The organism is Pseudomonas sp. OVF7, assembly GCF_030644265.1.
GTDB classification, from domain to species: domain Bacteria; phylum Pseudomonadota; class Gammaproteobacteria; order Pseudomonadales; family Pseudomonadaceae; genus Aquipseudomonas; species Aquipseudomonas gorinensis.
This window is the reverse complement of record NZ_CP128996.1, coordinates 5,591,035-5,606,932: the sequence shown is the minus strand read 5'-3', so window position 1 is coordinate 5,606,932 and position 15,898 is coordinate 5,591,035. Positions and strand designations below refer to the sequence as shown.

At 61.7% G+C, this 15,898-nt stretch carries 11 protein-coding genes; 9 read left to right on the top strand and 2 right to left on the bottom strand.

Features of this window, described 5'->3' with window-relative positions; genetic code table 11:
• The first annotated feature begins 65 nt into the window (after positions 1-65).
• Positions 66-854, top strand: a complete 789-nt coding sequence (locus QU606_RS25375; RefSeq protein ID WP_227496816.1) for a hypothetical protein — start codon at positions 66-68, stop codon at positions 852-854.
• Positions 855-1,007: 153 nt separating this feature from the next.
• Positions 1,008-2,228 (top strand): hypothetical protein, encoded by a 1,221-nt coding sequence (locus tag QU606_RS25370; RefSeq protein ID WP_304998652.1) that lies wholly within the window; start codon positions 1,008-1,010, stop codon positions 2,226-2,228.
• A 3-nt stretch (positions 2,229-2,231) separates the two neighbouring features.
• Here the strand turns inward: QU606_RS25370 and QU606_RS25365 are convergent, their stop codons facing one another.
• Positions 2,232-5,510: an EAL domain-containing protein gene (locus tag QU606_RS25365; RefSeq protein WP_102624573.1), complete on the bottom strand. Its 3,279-nt coding sequence runs from the start codon at positions 5,508-5,510 to the stop codon at positions 2,232-2,234.
• A gap of 66 nt (positions 5,511-5,576) precedes the next feature.
• On the bottom strand, positions 5,577-6,467 hold the full coding sequence (locus QU606_RS25360) for a LysR family transcriptional regulator (protein ID WP_024076510.1): 891 nt from the start codon (positions 6,465-6,467) through the stop codon (positions 5,577-5,579).
• Positions 6,468-6,614: 147 nt separating this feature from the next.
• On the opposite strand from QU606_RS25360, the gene leuC reads away from it, so the two are divergent.
• The 7 genes from leuC (at position 6,615) to QU606_RS25325 (ending at position 15,893) form a co-directional block, all read left to right on the top strand.
• Positions 6,615-8,033: a 3-isopropylmalate dehydratase large subunit gene (gene leuC / locus QU606_RS25355; RefSeq protein WP_024076509.1), complete on the top strand. Its 1,419-nt coding sequence runs from the start codon at positions 6,615-6,617 to the stop codon at positions 8,031-8,033.
• Positions 8,034-8,043: 10 nt separating this feature from the next.
• Entirely contained in the window at positions 8,044-8,688 is a 645-nt protein-coding gene (gene leuD, locus QU606_RS25350) for a 3-isopropylmalate dehydratase small subunit (RefSeq protein WP_024076508.1), read from the top strand.
• Positions 8,689-8,817: 129 nt separating this feature from the next.
• Positions 8,818-9,582: a class I SAM-dependent methyltransferase gene (locus QU606_RS25345; protein WP_102624574.1), complete on the top strand. Its 765-nt coding sequence runs from the start codon at positions 8,818-8,820 to the stop codon at positions 9,580-9,582.
• 52 nt (positions 9,583-9,634) lie between these two features.
• Positions 9,635-10,717: a 3-isopropylmalate dehydrogenase gene (gene leuB, locus QU606_RS25340; RefSeq protein WP_304997760.1), complete on the top strand. Its 1,083-nt coding sequence runs from the start codon at positions 9,635-9,637 to the stop codon at positions 10,715-10,717.
• A gap of 64 nt (positions 10,718-10,781) precedes the next feature.
• A complete protein-coding gene (asd, locus tag QU606_RS25335; RefSeq protein ID WP_024076505.1) occupies positions 10,782-11,894 on the top strand; it encodes an aspartate-semialdehyde dehydrogenase in 1,113 nt (370 codons plus the stop codon).
• A 249-nt stretch (positions 11,895-12,143) separates the two neighbouring features.
• Positions 12,144-13,154, top strand: coding sequence for an aspartate-semialdehyde dehydrogenase (locus tag QU606_RS25330; RefSeq protein ID WP_304997759.1), 1,011 nt, complete (start codon positions 12,144-12,146; stop codon positions 13,152-13,154).
• A 162-nt stretch (positions 13,155-13,316) separates the two neighbouring features.
• On the top strand, positions 13,317-15,893 hold the full coding sequence (locus QU606_RS25325) for a FimV/HubP family polar landmark protein (protein WP_277378449.1): 2,577 nt from the start codon (positions 13,317-13,319) through the stop codon (positions 15,891-15,893).
• Positions 15,894-15,898 lie beyond the last annotated feature (5 nt).

The window sequence follows — 15,898 nt, the reverse complement described above, 5'->3', positions numbered from 1 at the left end:
CAACCCCGCCATCCACTAGTGCCGGGCAGGGTGTTCGTTTCGCGCCCACTGCGCAGGGAAGTACGATGGGAGTGGGTGATAATTCAGACGCTATCCAGACTATGGTGGCGCTGTTTTCCTCATTTTTTACTCAACTGATTAACCTGCTATCGGATAGAAAAGACAAAACAGTCCCCGATATACCGCCTCCGCGCCCCGAGGTGGCACCGCGAGTGGTACCAGAACCTGTGGCGCCACGGCCGGCGCCAGCGGTGTATATCCCAGGCCTTTCGAATAAGCGAAACGGCGCCAAGCCGGACAATATCTGGAGCGGATTTCGCCAGGGGCCCGACGGCAACTGTGTGACGGTATCGGCCATCAAGGCGGCGATGTATCGATTCGGCCAAAGCCCCACGGATATTTTCAAAGAGGTGCAAAAAACGGGCGATGGTTATCACGTGGTCATGCGTGATGACTTCCGGCTTACCCTGAGTGATCGTGAATTGATTGAAGGTGCGCGGGGCGCGAAGTTTGCCGGTACCGACAGAGGCATGCTTCAGGATGCGCAGTTTCTCTTCGCCGTCAGTGCCAAGCGGGCACAGATGGAAAACAACGATCGCACGGCGGGCCGCAGTTATCAGGCTGCGATCCGCAGTTTGAATGATGGCGAGGATGAGACCGGGCCAGGGGAGGGGTTTTTGCGACTGGGATTAAGGAAACACATGAAGCGCGTCCACGTCAGTGAACTCGCTCGCGGCCAACTGGGGATGTGCAATCGAACCGGGCATTCGGTGGCGGTCATCAATGGTCGGGAGGAGTTATGGGGCAGCCCGGGCTGGGCGCCAACCCACGGTGATGCTGTAGCGCTTATGTGACTGACGTGAAGGAAGAACGCAGCAGCCCTCTGGGGCGTACTCGATCAACGCTGGGGCGGTGTGCGTGCGTCCTGGCTGCGCGTTCTGCGGTTTAGATAAACATCAGGAATCCAGTGGATGAATATCTCGGTATTGGCTCGTCCGGTGACCCCGATGGGTGTGCAAGGCCAGGGCTTGTCGGAATCTTCCTCGAAGCATGCAGGGGAAAAGCCCGCCGACATCGCCCGGGCATTTAACGCGACGCAACGTCGGTTCGGCGAGAACTTTGATTGCAGCAGCCATGCGGCGGTCATCAAGTTGATGATGATGACCTTCGGACAACATCCTGCCGGGATGTTCAACGAGGTCAAGCGTTCAGGTGATGGCTATGAAGTCACGATGAAGGATGAATTCAAGGTTCGTCTTTCGCGCCAGGAAATGGAACAGGCGGCGCAGGCCTCACGCTTTGCCGGTGAGGACGACGGTGCGGTCAGGGATGCCAACTTTGTGTTCGCCGCCTTTGTGAAACGCAAGCAGGTGACCCAAGGCTACTCGACGTTTGGCGCGGCCTTGTCAAAGACCGTCGAGGGCGAGACGCTCAAGCGGTGTTTGCAGGGCATGGGGGTGTACGGCCTTTCGCAGTTTGTCTCGTCGAACGACATGAAGCTCAACGGGGCGGTGGGCGTCATGCAGACGCATGACTTTGGTGCCGCGTTAGTCAAAGAGGGGGGCAGGCATCAGGACTACGGGTATGTATTGTTTGACGATAGGAAACCGCTGCGCAGCGATGCCCGGGCGGTGTCCCATAAGGCCGAAAACCCGTCGCCTGGGCAAATCTGGGAGGGGTTCTATCAAGGTGCGGAAGGTAATTGCGTCACCGTTTCAGCGATCAAGGCGGCCCTGATGCGCTTCGGGCAGGACTCCCAGGGTATCTATAAGCACATTCACCTCACCCCGGATGGCTTTGACGTGACCATGCGGGATTCCTTCAGGCTGCAATTGAGCCATGATGAAGTCAGCCAGGCGACACAAGCCTCGAACTTTCGTGGCGCCCACCCGCAATTGCTGAGCTATGCGAACTTTTTGTACGCCGTCAGCGCCAAGCGCGCGCAATTGGAGAATAACGATTCGCGGGCCGGGCAGGGTTATGCGGTGGCTTTGGAAACCCTCAACGACGGGGAAACGCCAGGGGAGGCGCTGCGGCGTCTCGGGCTGTTTGGCTATATGCGCGAAAGTACTGTTGAGGAGCTGGCGAACGGTGCGATCGGTACCCTGGCGGACCGTTTCCATTCGGTCGCGGTGGTCAACGGTGCGGTTGACTACTATGGGCAAAAACACCGCCTGGCGTCATCGCGATGGATGAATACCGGGTTGCGGGCCTTGAAGCTGGCGTGAGGGCTATTCCAGCAACCGTCTGAACGCTTCGATCGGCAATGGCCGGCTGTGCAAATACCCTTGGAACAAATGGCACCCCAGCTTTTGCAGGAACGCCAGTTGCTCCGCGGTCTCCACCCCTTCGGCGATGACTTCCAGGTTCAGGCTGCGGGCCATGGCCACGATGGCACGGATGATTTCCGCGTCGTTGGGGTCGTGGGTGGCATCGCGGACAAAGGACTGATCGATCTTCAGCGCATCCACCGGCAGGCGCTTGAGGTAGGTCAGGGAGGAATAGCCGGTGCCGAAATCGTCCATGGCAAAGCTGACGCCGAGTTTTTTCAGGCGGCGCATCTTGGCCACGGTGTCTTCCAGGTTCTGGATCACGATGCCTTCGGTGATTTCCAGTTTCAGCAGGCTGTGGGGCAGTTGATGTTGCTTGAGGCTGTGCTCCACCCGTTCGACAAAATCGGCCTGGCGAAACTGCCGGGGGCTGATGTTCACGCACAGGCTGAAGTTCAGCGGGTCTACCAGACCTTCGGTAATCAGTTGCTGAAACGCGGCGCAGGCTTCATCGAGGATCCAGGTGCCCACTTCGAGGATCAGGCCACTGTCTTCCAGGACCTTGATAAATTCCGATGGCGACTGTGCGCCCAGCTGCGGATGCTGCCAGCGCACCAGGGCTTCGGCACCGACAATCTTGTTGCCGCGCGCATCCACCTGGGGCTGGTAATGCACGCTGAATTCGCCGCGTGACAGGGCCAGGCGCAGGTCGGTTTCCATGCGCAGCCGCTCGCTGGCGGTCTTCTGCATGCTGTTGTGGAACATCTGCGTGGTGTTGCGCCCGGAATCCTTGGCGCGATACAGGGCGATGTCGGCACGCTTGAGCAGGTCCGCCGGGGTCGAGCCATGGTCGGGAATCAGCGCTACGCCAATGCTTGGCGTGACTTGCAGCCGATGGCCGTCGAGGAACATCGGTTCCGAGAGCAGTTCGCGCAGGGTATCGGCCAGTTCCTGTACCTGGGCGCTGACTGCCGTGCGGGTGCCGTCCAGGCCGCTGAGCAGCACCACGAATTCATCGCCTCCCAGGCGCGCCACGGTGTCTTCCATGCGCACGCTGGCTTCCAGGCGGGCAGTGACGATTTTCAATACGGTGTCGCCCACCGGATGGCCGAGGGAGTCGTTGATGTGCTTGAAGTGATCGAGGTCGAGAAACAGCAGGGCGCCGCGCAAATTATGGCGCTTGAGCAAGGCAATCTGTTGGCTCAGCCGGTCCATCAGCAAGGCGCGGTTGGGCAGGTTGGTCAGCGGGTCGTGATAGGCCAGGTGGCGAATCTGAGCCTGCGCGTTTTTCAGCAGGCTCACGTCCCGAGCGGTCAGCAGCAGGCACGGGGTTTCATTGAGAGTGATCGGTTCGACCGACACTTCCACCGTCAATACCTCGCCGCGCTTGTTGTGCCAGAGCATTTCCAGGTGATGGATGCGCCCCTTGAGCTGCAATTCGGCCAGCAGCGCGGCGCGTTGTTTTTCATCGGCCCAGATGCCGATCTGGTAGAGCGTCAGGCCGATGGCTTCTTCGGCGCGAAAACCGGTCAGCCGGCAGAAGCCATCGTTGACTTCCACATAGCGGCCGGTGTCGCGCTCGGTGATGGAAATCGCGTCGGGGCTGGAGTGGAACGCCTTGGCGAATTTTTCTTCGCTGGCCTTCAGCGCGGCTTCCGAGCGTTGCTGCTGGGTGATGTCCCGCAGCGTCGTGACGATGCACGGCTGGTCGCCGACCTTGATCAGTCGGCTGGAAATCACGCACGTCAGGCTTTGGCCGTCCTTGTGGTGCACCACGATGGCGACATTGTTCAGCGCCTGGTCGCGTATGACTTGTTCGATTCGTTGCAGGCGCCTGCTCGACTCATCCCACAGGCCGATCTGTTCGGCGCTCTTGTCGAGCACTTCGGCGGCGGTGAAGCCAAAGGTCTGGGTGAAGGCCGGGTTGATTTCGATAAACGCGCCACTTTCCAGGCAAGTGACGCAAATCGGGTCGGGGCTGGCCTGGAACAGGCTGGCGAATTTTTCTTCGGAGGCGGTCAGCCGTTGTTCGCGCTCGACCTGGTCGGTGATATCCAGCAGGGTGCCGGCCATGCGCAGCGGAGCGCCTTTTTCGTCGCGGTACAGGCGCGCGCGGCTTTCCAGGTAGCGTGAGCTGCCGTCTTCCAGTTGCACGCGGTAAGTCAGTTGATAATTGCCGGCCGGGCCTTCGCGCAGGGTGCGATAGGCGTTGCGCATGTTCTCGCGCTCTTCCTTGGGCATGCCCTCGAAAAATGCCTCGAAGGATTCATGGAAGGGCTCGGCCGGCAGGCCATGCAGCTGGGCGGCACGGGCTGAGCCGTAGAGCATGCCGCTGGGGATATGCCAATCCCAGGTGCCCAACTGCGCCGAGTCCAGCGCCAGGTCGAGGCGTTCCTGGCTGTCCTTGAGGGCCTGCTCGGCGTTTTTGCGTTCGGTGGTGTCGAGGAAGGTGCTGAGCAAATAGGCCTCGCCCTCCAGCTCGACTTTTTGCGCGCTGAGGGTGCCATCGTGGATCTGTCCACTGCTTGCGCAGAACTGTACTTCCATGGTGATGGGTTCACCTTTGCGCTGGGTCGCCTTGACCAGTTGCGCGCGTTGCTCGGGATGGCGCCACAGGCCCAGTTCCAGGGTGGTGCGGCCTATCGCTTCGGCCAATGGCCAGCCGAACAGCATCTGGAAATACTGGTTGGCCTCGCTGATCAGGCCATCCGACTGGCGGGTCAGCAGGACCATGTTCGGGCACAGGTGAAACAGCGTCGCGAAGCGCTTTTCGGAGTGGCTGAGGGCGTGTTCCCGTTCGCGTTGGCGGGTGGTCTCGCGGATCACCCCGATCATGCGGCGCCGGCCGGCCTTGTCCGGTGCCAGGTTGCCGTTGATCTCCAGCCAGTGGTGGCTGCCATCCGGCCATTGGATGTGGTGGTGCATGGCCTGTTCGAACGGCTCGCCGGCCAGCACCGCGTGGAAGGCCCGAACGACCCGGGCGCGATCCTGCGGTGCCAGCAGGTCAAGGTAATCCACGTCCCTGGGCAGCGGCTGGTGGGGGTCGAAGCCAAACAGCGCCTGGGTGCCTCGGGACCAACTGATCCGGCCGGTTTCGATTTCCCAGCACCACGCTCCCAGCCGTGCGGCGTTCAGAGCTGCCAGCAACTGCGGAGCGCTGTCCCAGCTTCGTTCCGCCTCTTGAGGGTCAAGGGCGTAGATGCGGGGTAAGGGTGGCACGGAATCGACGGGGTTGCGCATTATCAAAGGGCCTTGGCTCGATGGGCAAACAGCGCGGGTTCAGTCAGGCCTTGAGGCCGCACAGTGTCATGCCGATGCTCCGGGCAGATCGACTTGTGCATCCAGCAGGCTCATGAACGCCCGCGCAGCGTTCGACAGCGTCCTTTCAGTGTGCACGATATAGCCTAGCTGGCGACTGAGTTGTATGCCCGGCAAAGCGATACTTGCCACCTGGTCATCGAGCATTGTGCGCGGCAGCACGCTCCAGGCCAGGCCAATGGAAACCATCATCTTGATGGTTTCCAGGTAGTTAGTGCTCATGGCGATGTTTGGCGTCAGGCCCTGGGCCTCGAACAAGCGGCTGACAATATGATGGGTAAAGGTATTGCCGCCGGGAAAGACCGCCGGGTGCCCGGCGATATCGGCCAGGTTGACCGGGCCGTTGCTGATCAGGCTGTGCTCCGGTGCCACCACGAAATCCAGTGGGTCGTCCCACACAGGAGTGGCGCGCACCAGGTTGTGGGGGGCGGGCGCCAGGGTGATCACCGCCACTTCGGCGCGACCGTGCAGAATTTCATCATAGGCGACCTCCGAATCGAGAAACTGGATGTCCAGTGCCACGTTCGGGTACGTGCGGGTGAACGTGCGCAATACCGGCGGCAGACGGTGCAGGCCGATATGGTGGCTGGTGGCCAAGGTGAGGCGCCCGCTGACTTCGCCGGTGAGGTTGGTGAGGGCGCGGCGGGTGTCGTCCAGCACGTTGAGAATCTGATAAGCGCGCGGCAGCAGGGCGCGGCCGGCCTCGGTCAGGCCGACTTCACGGCCCAGGCGATCGAATAAACGCACCTTCAATTGCTGTTCCAGGCCGGCGATGCGCTTGCTGATGGCCGGTTGGGTCAGGTGCAGGCGTTCACCAGCGCCGGAGAAGCTGCCGGTCTCGGCGATGGCAATAAAGGCATTGAGGTTGGCCAGGTCCATTGTTGTATTCCAGTTGGTAATCCAAAGCATAAAAAATATGAATTTGAGTTATTTAATGTAGCGCCATACCATCAGCCTCACAAGCCAAAGGGTTATTGAATGTCTCAAGACCCGGGGCATAGAAATACCGCTGATGAGGACCGACTGATGGCCGGCAAAACGCTTTACGACAAGCTTTGGGATTCCCATGAAGTGAAACGGCGCGACGATGGCTCGTCGCTGATCTATATCGACCGTCACATCATCCATGAAGTGACCTCGCCCCAAGCGTTCGAAGGCCTGCGGCTGGCCGGGCGCAAGCCCTGGCGCGTCGACTCCATCATCGCCACCCCGGACCACAACGTGCCGACCACCCCGGAACGCAAGGGCGGGATCGACGCCATTGTCGACACGGTGTCGCGTTTGCAGGTACAGACCCTCGACGATTACTGCGACGAATATGGCATCACCGAATTCAAGATGAATGACGTGCGTCAAGGGATCGTTCACGTGATTGGCCCGGAGCAGGGCGCCACCTTGCCGGGCATGACCGTGGTCTGCGGCGACTCCCACACCTCGACCCACGGTGCGTTCGGCGCCTTGGCCCATGGCATCGGCACCTCCGAGGTGGAACATGTGTTCGCCACCCAGTGCCTGGTCGCCAAAAAAATGAAGAACATGTTGGTGAAGGTCGAAGGCAAGTTGCCGTTCGGCGTCACCGCCAAGGACATCGTGCTCGCGGTGATCGGCAAGATCGGCACCGCCGGCGGTAACGGCCATGCCATCGAGTTCGCCGGCAGCGCCATTCGCGACCTGTCCATCGAAGGCCGCATGACCATCTGCAACATGTCCATCGAGGCCGGTGCCCGTGTGGGGATGGTGGCGGCGGACGAAAAAACCATCGAATACGTCAAAGGTCGTCCATTTGCCCCGAAAGGCGCTGATTGGGACGCGGCTGTCGAAGCCTGGAAAGACCTGGTCTCCGACGCCGACGCGGTGTTCGACACCGTGGTCGAGTTGGACGCTGCCCAGATCAAGCCGCAAGTCAGCTGGGGCACCTCGCCGGAAATGGTCCTGGCCGTCGACCAGAACGTGCCGGACCCGGCGCAGGAAGCCGACCTGGTCAAGCGTGGCTCCATCGAGCGTGCATTGAAGTACATGGGCTTGAAAGCCAACCAGGCGATCACCGACATCCAGTTGGATCGCGTGTTTATCGGCTCCTGCACCAACTCGCGGATCGAAGACCTGCGCGCTGCGGCGGTGATCGCCAAGGGCCGTAAAGTCGCCTCGACCATCAAGCAAGCCATCGTGGTGCCGGGGTCGGGCCTGGTCAAGGCGCAAGCCGAAGCGGAAGGCTTGGACAAGATCTTCCTCGACGCCGGTTTTGAATGGCGTGAGCCGGGCTGCTCGATGTGCCTGGCGATGAACCCGGACCGCCTGGAGTCCGGCGAGCATTGCGCGTCCACCTCCAACCGTAACTTTGAAGGGCGCCAGGGCGCCGGTGGTCGTACCCACCTGGTCAGCCCGGCCATGGCCGCCGCGGCTGCCGTCAACGGTCGTTTCATCGACGTTCGCGAATTGATCTGAGGAATACCCGATGAGAGCTTTTACCCAACACACAGGCCTTGTCGCGCCGTTGGACCGTGCCAACGTGGACACCGACCAGATCATCCCCAAGCAGTTCTTGAAGTCGATCAAGCGCACCGGTTTCGGCCCTAACCTGTTCGACGAGTGGCGCTACCTGGACGTGGGCTACGCCTACCAGGACAACTCCAAGCGCCCGTTGAACAAGGACTTCGTGCTCAACGCCGAGCGCTACCAGGGCGCCAGCGTGCTGCTGGCCCGCGAGAACTTCGGCTGCGGCTCCAGCCGTGAGCACGCGCCGTGGGCCCTGGAAGAATATGGCTTTCGCAGCATCATCGCGCCGAGCTATGCCGACATCTTCTTCAACAACAGCTTCAAGAACGGCCTGTTGCCGATCATCTTGAGCGATGCGGAAGTGGATGAGCTGTTCAAAGCGGTGGAAGCCGATGTGGGTTATCAGTTGACCATTGACCTGGCCGCGCAAACCGTGACCCGCCCGGATGGCAAGGTGTATCACTTTGAAGTCGATGCGTTCCGCAAGCACTGCCTGCTCAACGGCCTGGACGATATCGGCCTGACCTTGCAGGACGGCGATGCGATTGCGGCGTTTGAAGCCAAGCACCGGGCGAGCCAGCCATGGTTGTTTCGTGACGCCTGAATTGATGTAGGCAGGACCGGCCTCATCGGGGGCAAGCCCTCTCCCACATTTGGAATGCGTTCCCCTGTGGGAGGGGGCTTGCCCCCGATAGGGCCGGTACTAGCAACACAACCCTTGAAGGATGCCACCATGACCAACACCGCCCACACCCAAGTCGTGCAAAAACAATTCGGCGAACAAGCCTCTGCCTACCTGAGCAGTGCCGTGCACGCCCAAGGCACCGAATTCGCGTTGCTCCAGGCCGAACTGGCCGGGCAGGGCGCTGCGCGACTGCTGGACCTGGGTTGCGGTGCCGGTCACGTGAGTTTCCATGTGGCCCCGCTGGTCAAGGAAGTGGTGGCCTACGACCTGTCCCAGCAGATGCTCGACGTGGTGGCAGCCGCTGCCAAGGATCGCGGCCTGGGCAACATCAGCACCGTGCACGGCGCTGCCGAGCGCCTGCCGTTTGCCGATGGCGAATTCGACTTCGTGTTCAGCCGCTATTCGGCGCACCATTGGAGTGACCTCGGCCTGGCCCTGCGCGAAGTCCGCCGGGTGCTCAAACCGGGCGGCGTGGCGGCGTTTGTCGACGTCTTGTCACCGGGCAGCCCGCTGTTGGACACTTACCTGCAAACCGTCGAAGTGCTGCGCGATACCAGCCACGTGCGCGATTATTCCGCCGCCGAGTGGATGCGCCAGCTCAGCGAAGCCGGCTTGCATGTGCGCAACAGCAGTCGCCAGCGCCTGCGCCTGGAATACAGCTCATGGGTCGAGCGCATGCGCACGCCACCGGCCTTGCGTGCTGCGATCCTGCAACTGCAGCAGGCAATGGGCCAGGAAGTGCGCGATTACTACGAAATTCAGGCCGACGGCACCTTCAGCACCGACGTACTGGTGGTCTGGGCCGAACGCTGATTATTTTTCCCGACCTGCCCACGGGCGGGTCGCTTGATGAAATGAGGAACGCATGAGCAAGCAGATTCTGATTCTCCCTGGCGACGGTATTGGCCCGGAAATCATGGCCGAAGCGGTCAAGGTCCTGGAACTGGCCAACACCAAGTACAGCCTGGGCTTCGAATTGAGCCACGACGTGATCGGCGGCGCGGCCATCGACAAGCACGGCGTGCCTCTGGCCGATGAAACCCTGGACCGCGCCCGTGCGGCCGACGCTGTGCTGCTCGGCGCCGTGGGTGGCCCGAAATGGGACAAGATCGAGCGTGATATCCGCCCTGAGCGCGGCCTGCTGAAGATCCGTGCGCAACTGGGCCTGTTCGGCAACCTGCGCCCGGCGATTCTCTACCCGCAACTGGCCGACGCTTCCAGCCTCAAGCCGGAAGTGGTGGCGGGCCTGGATATCCTGATCGTGCGTGAGCTGACCGGCGGTATCTACTTCGGCTCGCCACGTGGCGTGCGTGAGTTGGAAAATGGTGAGCGTCAGGCCTACGACACCCTGCCGTACAGCGAGAGTGAAATCCGCCGTATCGTCCGTGTCGGTTTCGACATGGCCCGTGTGCGCGGCAAGAAAATTTGCTCGGTGGACAAGGCCAACGTCCTGGCGTCCAGCCAACTGTGGCGCGAAATCGTTGAAGAAGTGGCCAAGGACTACCCGGACGTTGAACTGAGCCACATGTACGTCGACAACGCCGCCATGCAACTGGTGCGCGCGCCGAAGCAGTTTGACGTGATCGTTACCGACAACCTGTTCGGCGACATCCTGTCCGACCAGGCCTCGATGCTCACCGGTTCCATCGGCATGCTGCCGTCGGCGTCCCTGGACACCCACAACAAGGGCATGTACGAGCCATGCCACGGGTCGGCACCGGACATCGCCGGCCAGGGTATCGCCAACCCGTTGGCGACCATTTTGTCGGTGTCGATGATGCTGCGCTACAGCTTCAACCAGGGCATTGCGGCGGACGCGATCGAGAAGGCGGTGAGCCTGGTGCTGGACCAAGGCCTGCGCACGGGCGACATCTGGTCGCAGGGTTGCACCAAAGTCGGTACGCAAGAAATGGGCGACGCAGTAGTCGCCGCGTTGCGGAATCTGTAATCTCTCGGGCCCGCTTGCAGTTGTTGCTGCAAGGCGGCCCACTTTTTAACAAGGTGTAGTTGCGATGAAACGTGTAGGTCTGATCGGTTGGCGCGGTATGGTCGGTTCCGTGCTCATGCAGCGGATGCTGGAAGAGCAGGATTTCGATCTTATCGAGCCGGTGTTTTTCACCACCTCGAACGTGGGTGGCCAAGGGCCGTCCGTGGGCAAGGATATTGCCCCGCTCAAGGACGCCTACAGCATTGACGAGCTCAAAACCCTCGACGTGATCCTGACCTGCCAGGGTGGCGACTACACCAGCGAAGTCTTCCCCAAGCTGCGCGACGCCGGCTGGCAGGGTTATTGGATCGACGCCGCGTCGAGCCTGCGCATGCAGGACGACGCCGTGATCATCCTTGACCCGGTCAACCGCAAGGTCATCGACCAGCAGCTGGACGCAGGTACCAAGAACTACGTCGGCGGCAACTGCACCGTCAGCCTGATGCTGATGGGCCTGGGCGGCTTGTTCGAAGCCGGCCTGGTCGAGTGGATGAGCGCCATGACGTATCAGGCAGCCTCCGGTGCCGGCGCGCAGAACATGCGTGAGCTGATCAAGCAGATGGGCGCGACCCACGCGGCGGTCGCTGATCAACTGGCCGATCCGGCCAGCGCGATCCTCGACATCGACCGCCGCGTGGCCGAAGCCATGCGCAGCGACGCGTACCCGACCGAGAACTTCGGCGTGCCGTTGGCTGGCAGCCTGATCCCGTGGATCGACAAAGAGCTGCCGAACGGCCAGAGCCGTGAAGAGTGGAAGGCCCAGGCCGAAACCAACAAGATCCTCGGCCGCTTCAAGAGCCCGATCCCGGTGGATGGCATCTGCGTACGCATCGGCGCCATGCGCTGCCACAGCCAGGCGCTGACCATCAAGCTGAACAAAGACGTGCCGATCGCCGATATCGAAGGGCTGATCAGCCAGCACAACCCTTGGGTCAAGCTGGTGCCGAACAACCGCGACATCAGCATGCAGGAGCTGAGCCCGACCAAGGTCACCGGCACCCTGAATGTACCGGTGGGCCGTCTGCGCAAGTTGAACATGGGCACCCAGTACCTGGGCGCGTTTACCGTCGGCGACCAACTGCTGTGGGGCGCGGCCGAGCCGCTGCGTCGCATGCTGCGGATCCTGCTGGAGCGTTGATCGCCTGAGGCAATACAAGAAACCCGCGACTGGTGACAGGCGCGGGTTTTTTGTTGTTCTTTCGGGCGCTATCGGGGGCAAGCCCCCTCCCACATTCGACCGAATTCCAACGTTGAAATGCTGTTCACTGTGGGAGGGGGGCTTGCCCCCGATAGCATCATCAGCCCACCACCAGCCCCAGCTTAATTGCCTGCCCCCCCAAGCACCCGGTAAAGTGCCGCTCCCCCCGCAATGCCCGAGGCAGCCTCCATGACCCAGACCTTTGATATCGCCGTGATCGGCGCCACCGGCACCGTTGGCGAAACCCTGGTACAGATTCTCGAAGAGCTGAATTTCCCGGTCGGCGTCCTGCATCTGTTAGCGGGCAGCAATTCTGCCGGTGCGTCGGTGCCGTTTCGTGGCAAGAACGTGCGCGTGCGCGAAGTCGATGAGTTCGATTTCAGCAAGGTGCAACTGGCCTTCTTCGCGGCCGGTCCGGCGGCGACACTGAGCTTTGCGCCGCGTGCCACGGCGGCCGGCTGTTCGGTGATCGACCTGTCGGGAGCCTTGCCCGCCGATCAGGCACCCCAGGTGGTGCCGGAGGCCAATGCCCACGTGCTCGAGGGTCTGAAAGCGCCATTCCAGCTGAGCAGCCCGAGCCCGTCCGCGACCAACCTCGCCGTCGTCCTGGCGCCGTTGCGCGGTTTGCTGGATATCCAGCGGGTCGCCGTCACCGCCAACCTGGCGGTCTCGGCCCAAGGCCGTGAAGCGGTCAGCGAACTGGCCCGGCAAACCGCCGAGCTGTTGAATGTGCGCCCGCTGGAGCCGCAGTTCTTTGATCGGCAGATGGCCTTCAACCTGCTGGCACAAGTCGGCAAGCCAGACGCCCAAGGTCATACGGCCTTGGAGAAACGTCTCGTACACGAACTGCGTGCCGTGCTGGAAACTCCTTTGCTAAAGATTTCCGCAACTTGCGTTCAAGCCCCGGTGTTTTTTGGCGATAGCCTGACTGTGTCCTTGCAATTGGGCGCGCCGGTCGACCTTGCCGCCGTTAACCGTGTGCTTGAAGCAGCACCGGGCATCGAGCTGGTGGAAGAGGGCGATTACCCTACTGCCGTGGGCGATGCGGTGGGTCAGGATGTGGTGTATGTAGGACGGGTTCGCGCCGGTGTGGACGACCCGGCGGAACTTAATTTGTGGCTGACGTCAGATAACGTACGCAAAGGCGCCGCCCTGAATGCCGTGCAACTGGCGCAGTTGTTGATAAAAGGCCTTGTGTAAAAGATACTTGGCGGCAATTTGTAGATTGATTCTAACCAGGCGCTATGCTTGGCCCCAAGCAGGAACAGAAGCGCGTCGGTGACCTATCGGCTCGCCATGCCTTATGGCAGCGGTTACCAACCTTCTCGCAGGCCGGGGAGTGTTCAAACAAAGGATGAGGCTATGGTTCAAGTTCGCAAACTGGTGTTAGCAATAGCGGCCGCCTCGGCGCTGTCCTCCGGTATGGCGCAGGCGCTGCAGCTGGGGGAGATGACCCTCAAGTCGAAGTTGAACCAGCCATTGTCGGTGGAAATCGAATTGCTCGATGTCGGCGGCCTCACAGCCTCCGAGATCACGCCGAGCCTGGCTTCATCCCAGGCGTTCGTGGATGCCGGCGTCGATCGCCAGGCATTCCTCAACGACCTGACGTTCACGCCGGTGATCAATCCCAACGGCCGCAGTGTGGTGCGTGTCACCTCCAGCAAGCCGCTGCCGGACTCCTATGTGCGCTTCCTGTTGCAGGTGCAATGGCCCAATGGTCGCCTCATGCGCGACTACAGCGTGCTGCTCGACCCGGCCAAGTTCGACCAGCAGGCGCCAGCCGCAGCCCCTACAGCCCCAGCAGCCCCTGCGCCGCGCCTGAGTGCGCCGGCCAATACGGCGCCCGCCGTGAGCAAGCCCGCCCAGCATACGACTACCTCCCACGACACCCTGTGGGAAATTGCCGAGAAGTACCACAATGGCGGTTCGGTACAGCAGACGATGCTGGCCATCCAGGCACTGAACCCCGACGCCTTTATCGACGGCAATATCAACCGCTTGAAAACCGGCAAGGTGCTGCGCCTGCCGGACACGGTACAAAGCACGGCACTCGCGCAACCCAAGGCGATCGCCGAAGTGTCGGCGCAGAACCTCGCCTGGCGCCAGGGGCGCCGTACGGCGAGCAATCAAGCCGCGGGCAAGCAGCAACTGGATGCCACCAGGCGCACCCAGGCAGGCAATGCGCCGTCGAGCACCAATGCCAAGGACAACTTGAGCCTGGTCTCGGCCGATGCGAAGAAGGGCGCCAAGGGCAAGGCGGGCGATAGCCAGGCCCTGAGCGACAAACTGGCGATGACCCAGGAACAACTGGACACCACCCGTCGCGACAACGAAGAACTGAAAAGCCGTGCTGCCGACCTGCAGAGCCAGTTGGACAAGCTGCAAAAGCTGATCCAACTGAAAAATGATCAATTGGCCAGGCTGCAGGCGGATAAATCGGCTGCCCCGGCGACGGCGGCGATGCCTGCTCAGTTGGCGGTTGACCCGGCCGCCGCGGCGGCAGCACCGGCTGCAACGCCGGCCGCTCCGGCCCCTGCCGAGCCTTCGCCCGCCCCTATCAAGGCGGATGCCGCCCCGACCACTGCCGAAGGCAAATTCAACGACCTGCTGACCAACCCGATAGTCCTGGGGGTGATCGGCGGTGCCGCTGGCTTATTGGTGTTGTTGCTCCTGTTGCTGTGGGCACGCCATCGCAACGCGCGCCGCGAAGAGGAAAAGCACCTGCGCATGGCGCGGGCCCTGGCCGAAGAGCCGGAATTCACCTCGAATATCGATCAAGACCTGCCGCCGGACAGCTTCGAGGGCCTTGAGGTCACGCCGCCGAACGTCAAGCTGGCGGCGGCTCCTGCGCCGGCTCCCGCTCCCGCTGCGGTCGTGGTGCCGAGCGTGGCGTCGGTGCTGTCGCCGCTGGCGGTTGCGGTCGCACCCGAGCACTCGTCCGACGCCTTGGCTCAGGCCCAGTCCCATATCGACCGTGGCCACCTGAACCAGGCCGCCGATGTTCTGGAGCAGGCGATCAAGCACGAACCCAAGCGCAGCGACCTGCGTTTGAAGCTGATGGAAGTCTACGGCCTGCAAAGTGACAAGGACGGTTTCGTGACCCAGGAGCGCCAGCTGGTGGCCAATGGTGAAAACCATGCCCAGGTCGAGCAGCTCAAGTCGCGCTTCCCGGCCATGGCCGTGTTGGCGGCGGGTGTAAGCGCTGCGGTAGCCGCTGCCGCGCTGGACGCTCAATACGTCAAGGACCTGCTGGAAGACAAGCCAGCGCCAACGCCCGCGCCAGCGCCGGTAGCTGAAGCCGATGCGCTCGACACTGACTTCGACCTCAGCCTGGATGACCTGGAAGCGGCCTCGCCAGCGAACCTGGAAGACGAATTGAGTTTCGAGTCGGTCCTGCAGCAGCAGACAGAAGCCAAGGCAAGCCAGGACGACTTGTCGGATTTTGACCTGGACCTGCAACTCGATGCGCCGTCTGCGCTGTCTGATGATGACTTCCTCTCCGGTCTTGAGGAGCAGATGAAGGATGCGCCGGCGGTCGAACCGCCGACACTGACGCCGGCCGCGTTGGACGACTTCGATCTGCCGGAAGACTTTGACCTGTCCCTGGCCGATGAGCCAGAGGCTCCGGCGACGGCCAAGCCTGATGGCTTCGCTTCCGAACTGAATGATGTCAACGCCGAGCTCGACCGCCTGTCCCAGAGCTTGGAGAACCCGCCGATCGAGCCTTCCTTCACGGCTGAAGATGCAGCGTTGGGTGACGATGAGCCGGAGTTCGATTTCCTTTCCGGGACCAATGAGGTCGCCACCAAGCTCGACCTGGCCCAGGCTTATATCGACATGGGGGATGCTGATGGCGCGCGGGATATCCTCTCCGAAGTGCTGACCGAAGGCGATGATGTCCAGCGCAGCGAAGCCAAGGAAATGCTCGGCAAAATCTGAAGTTC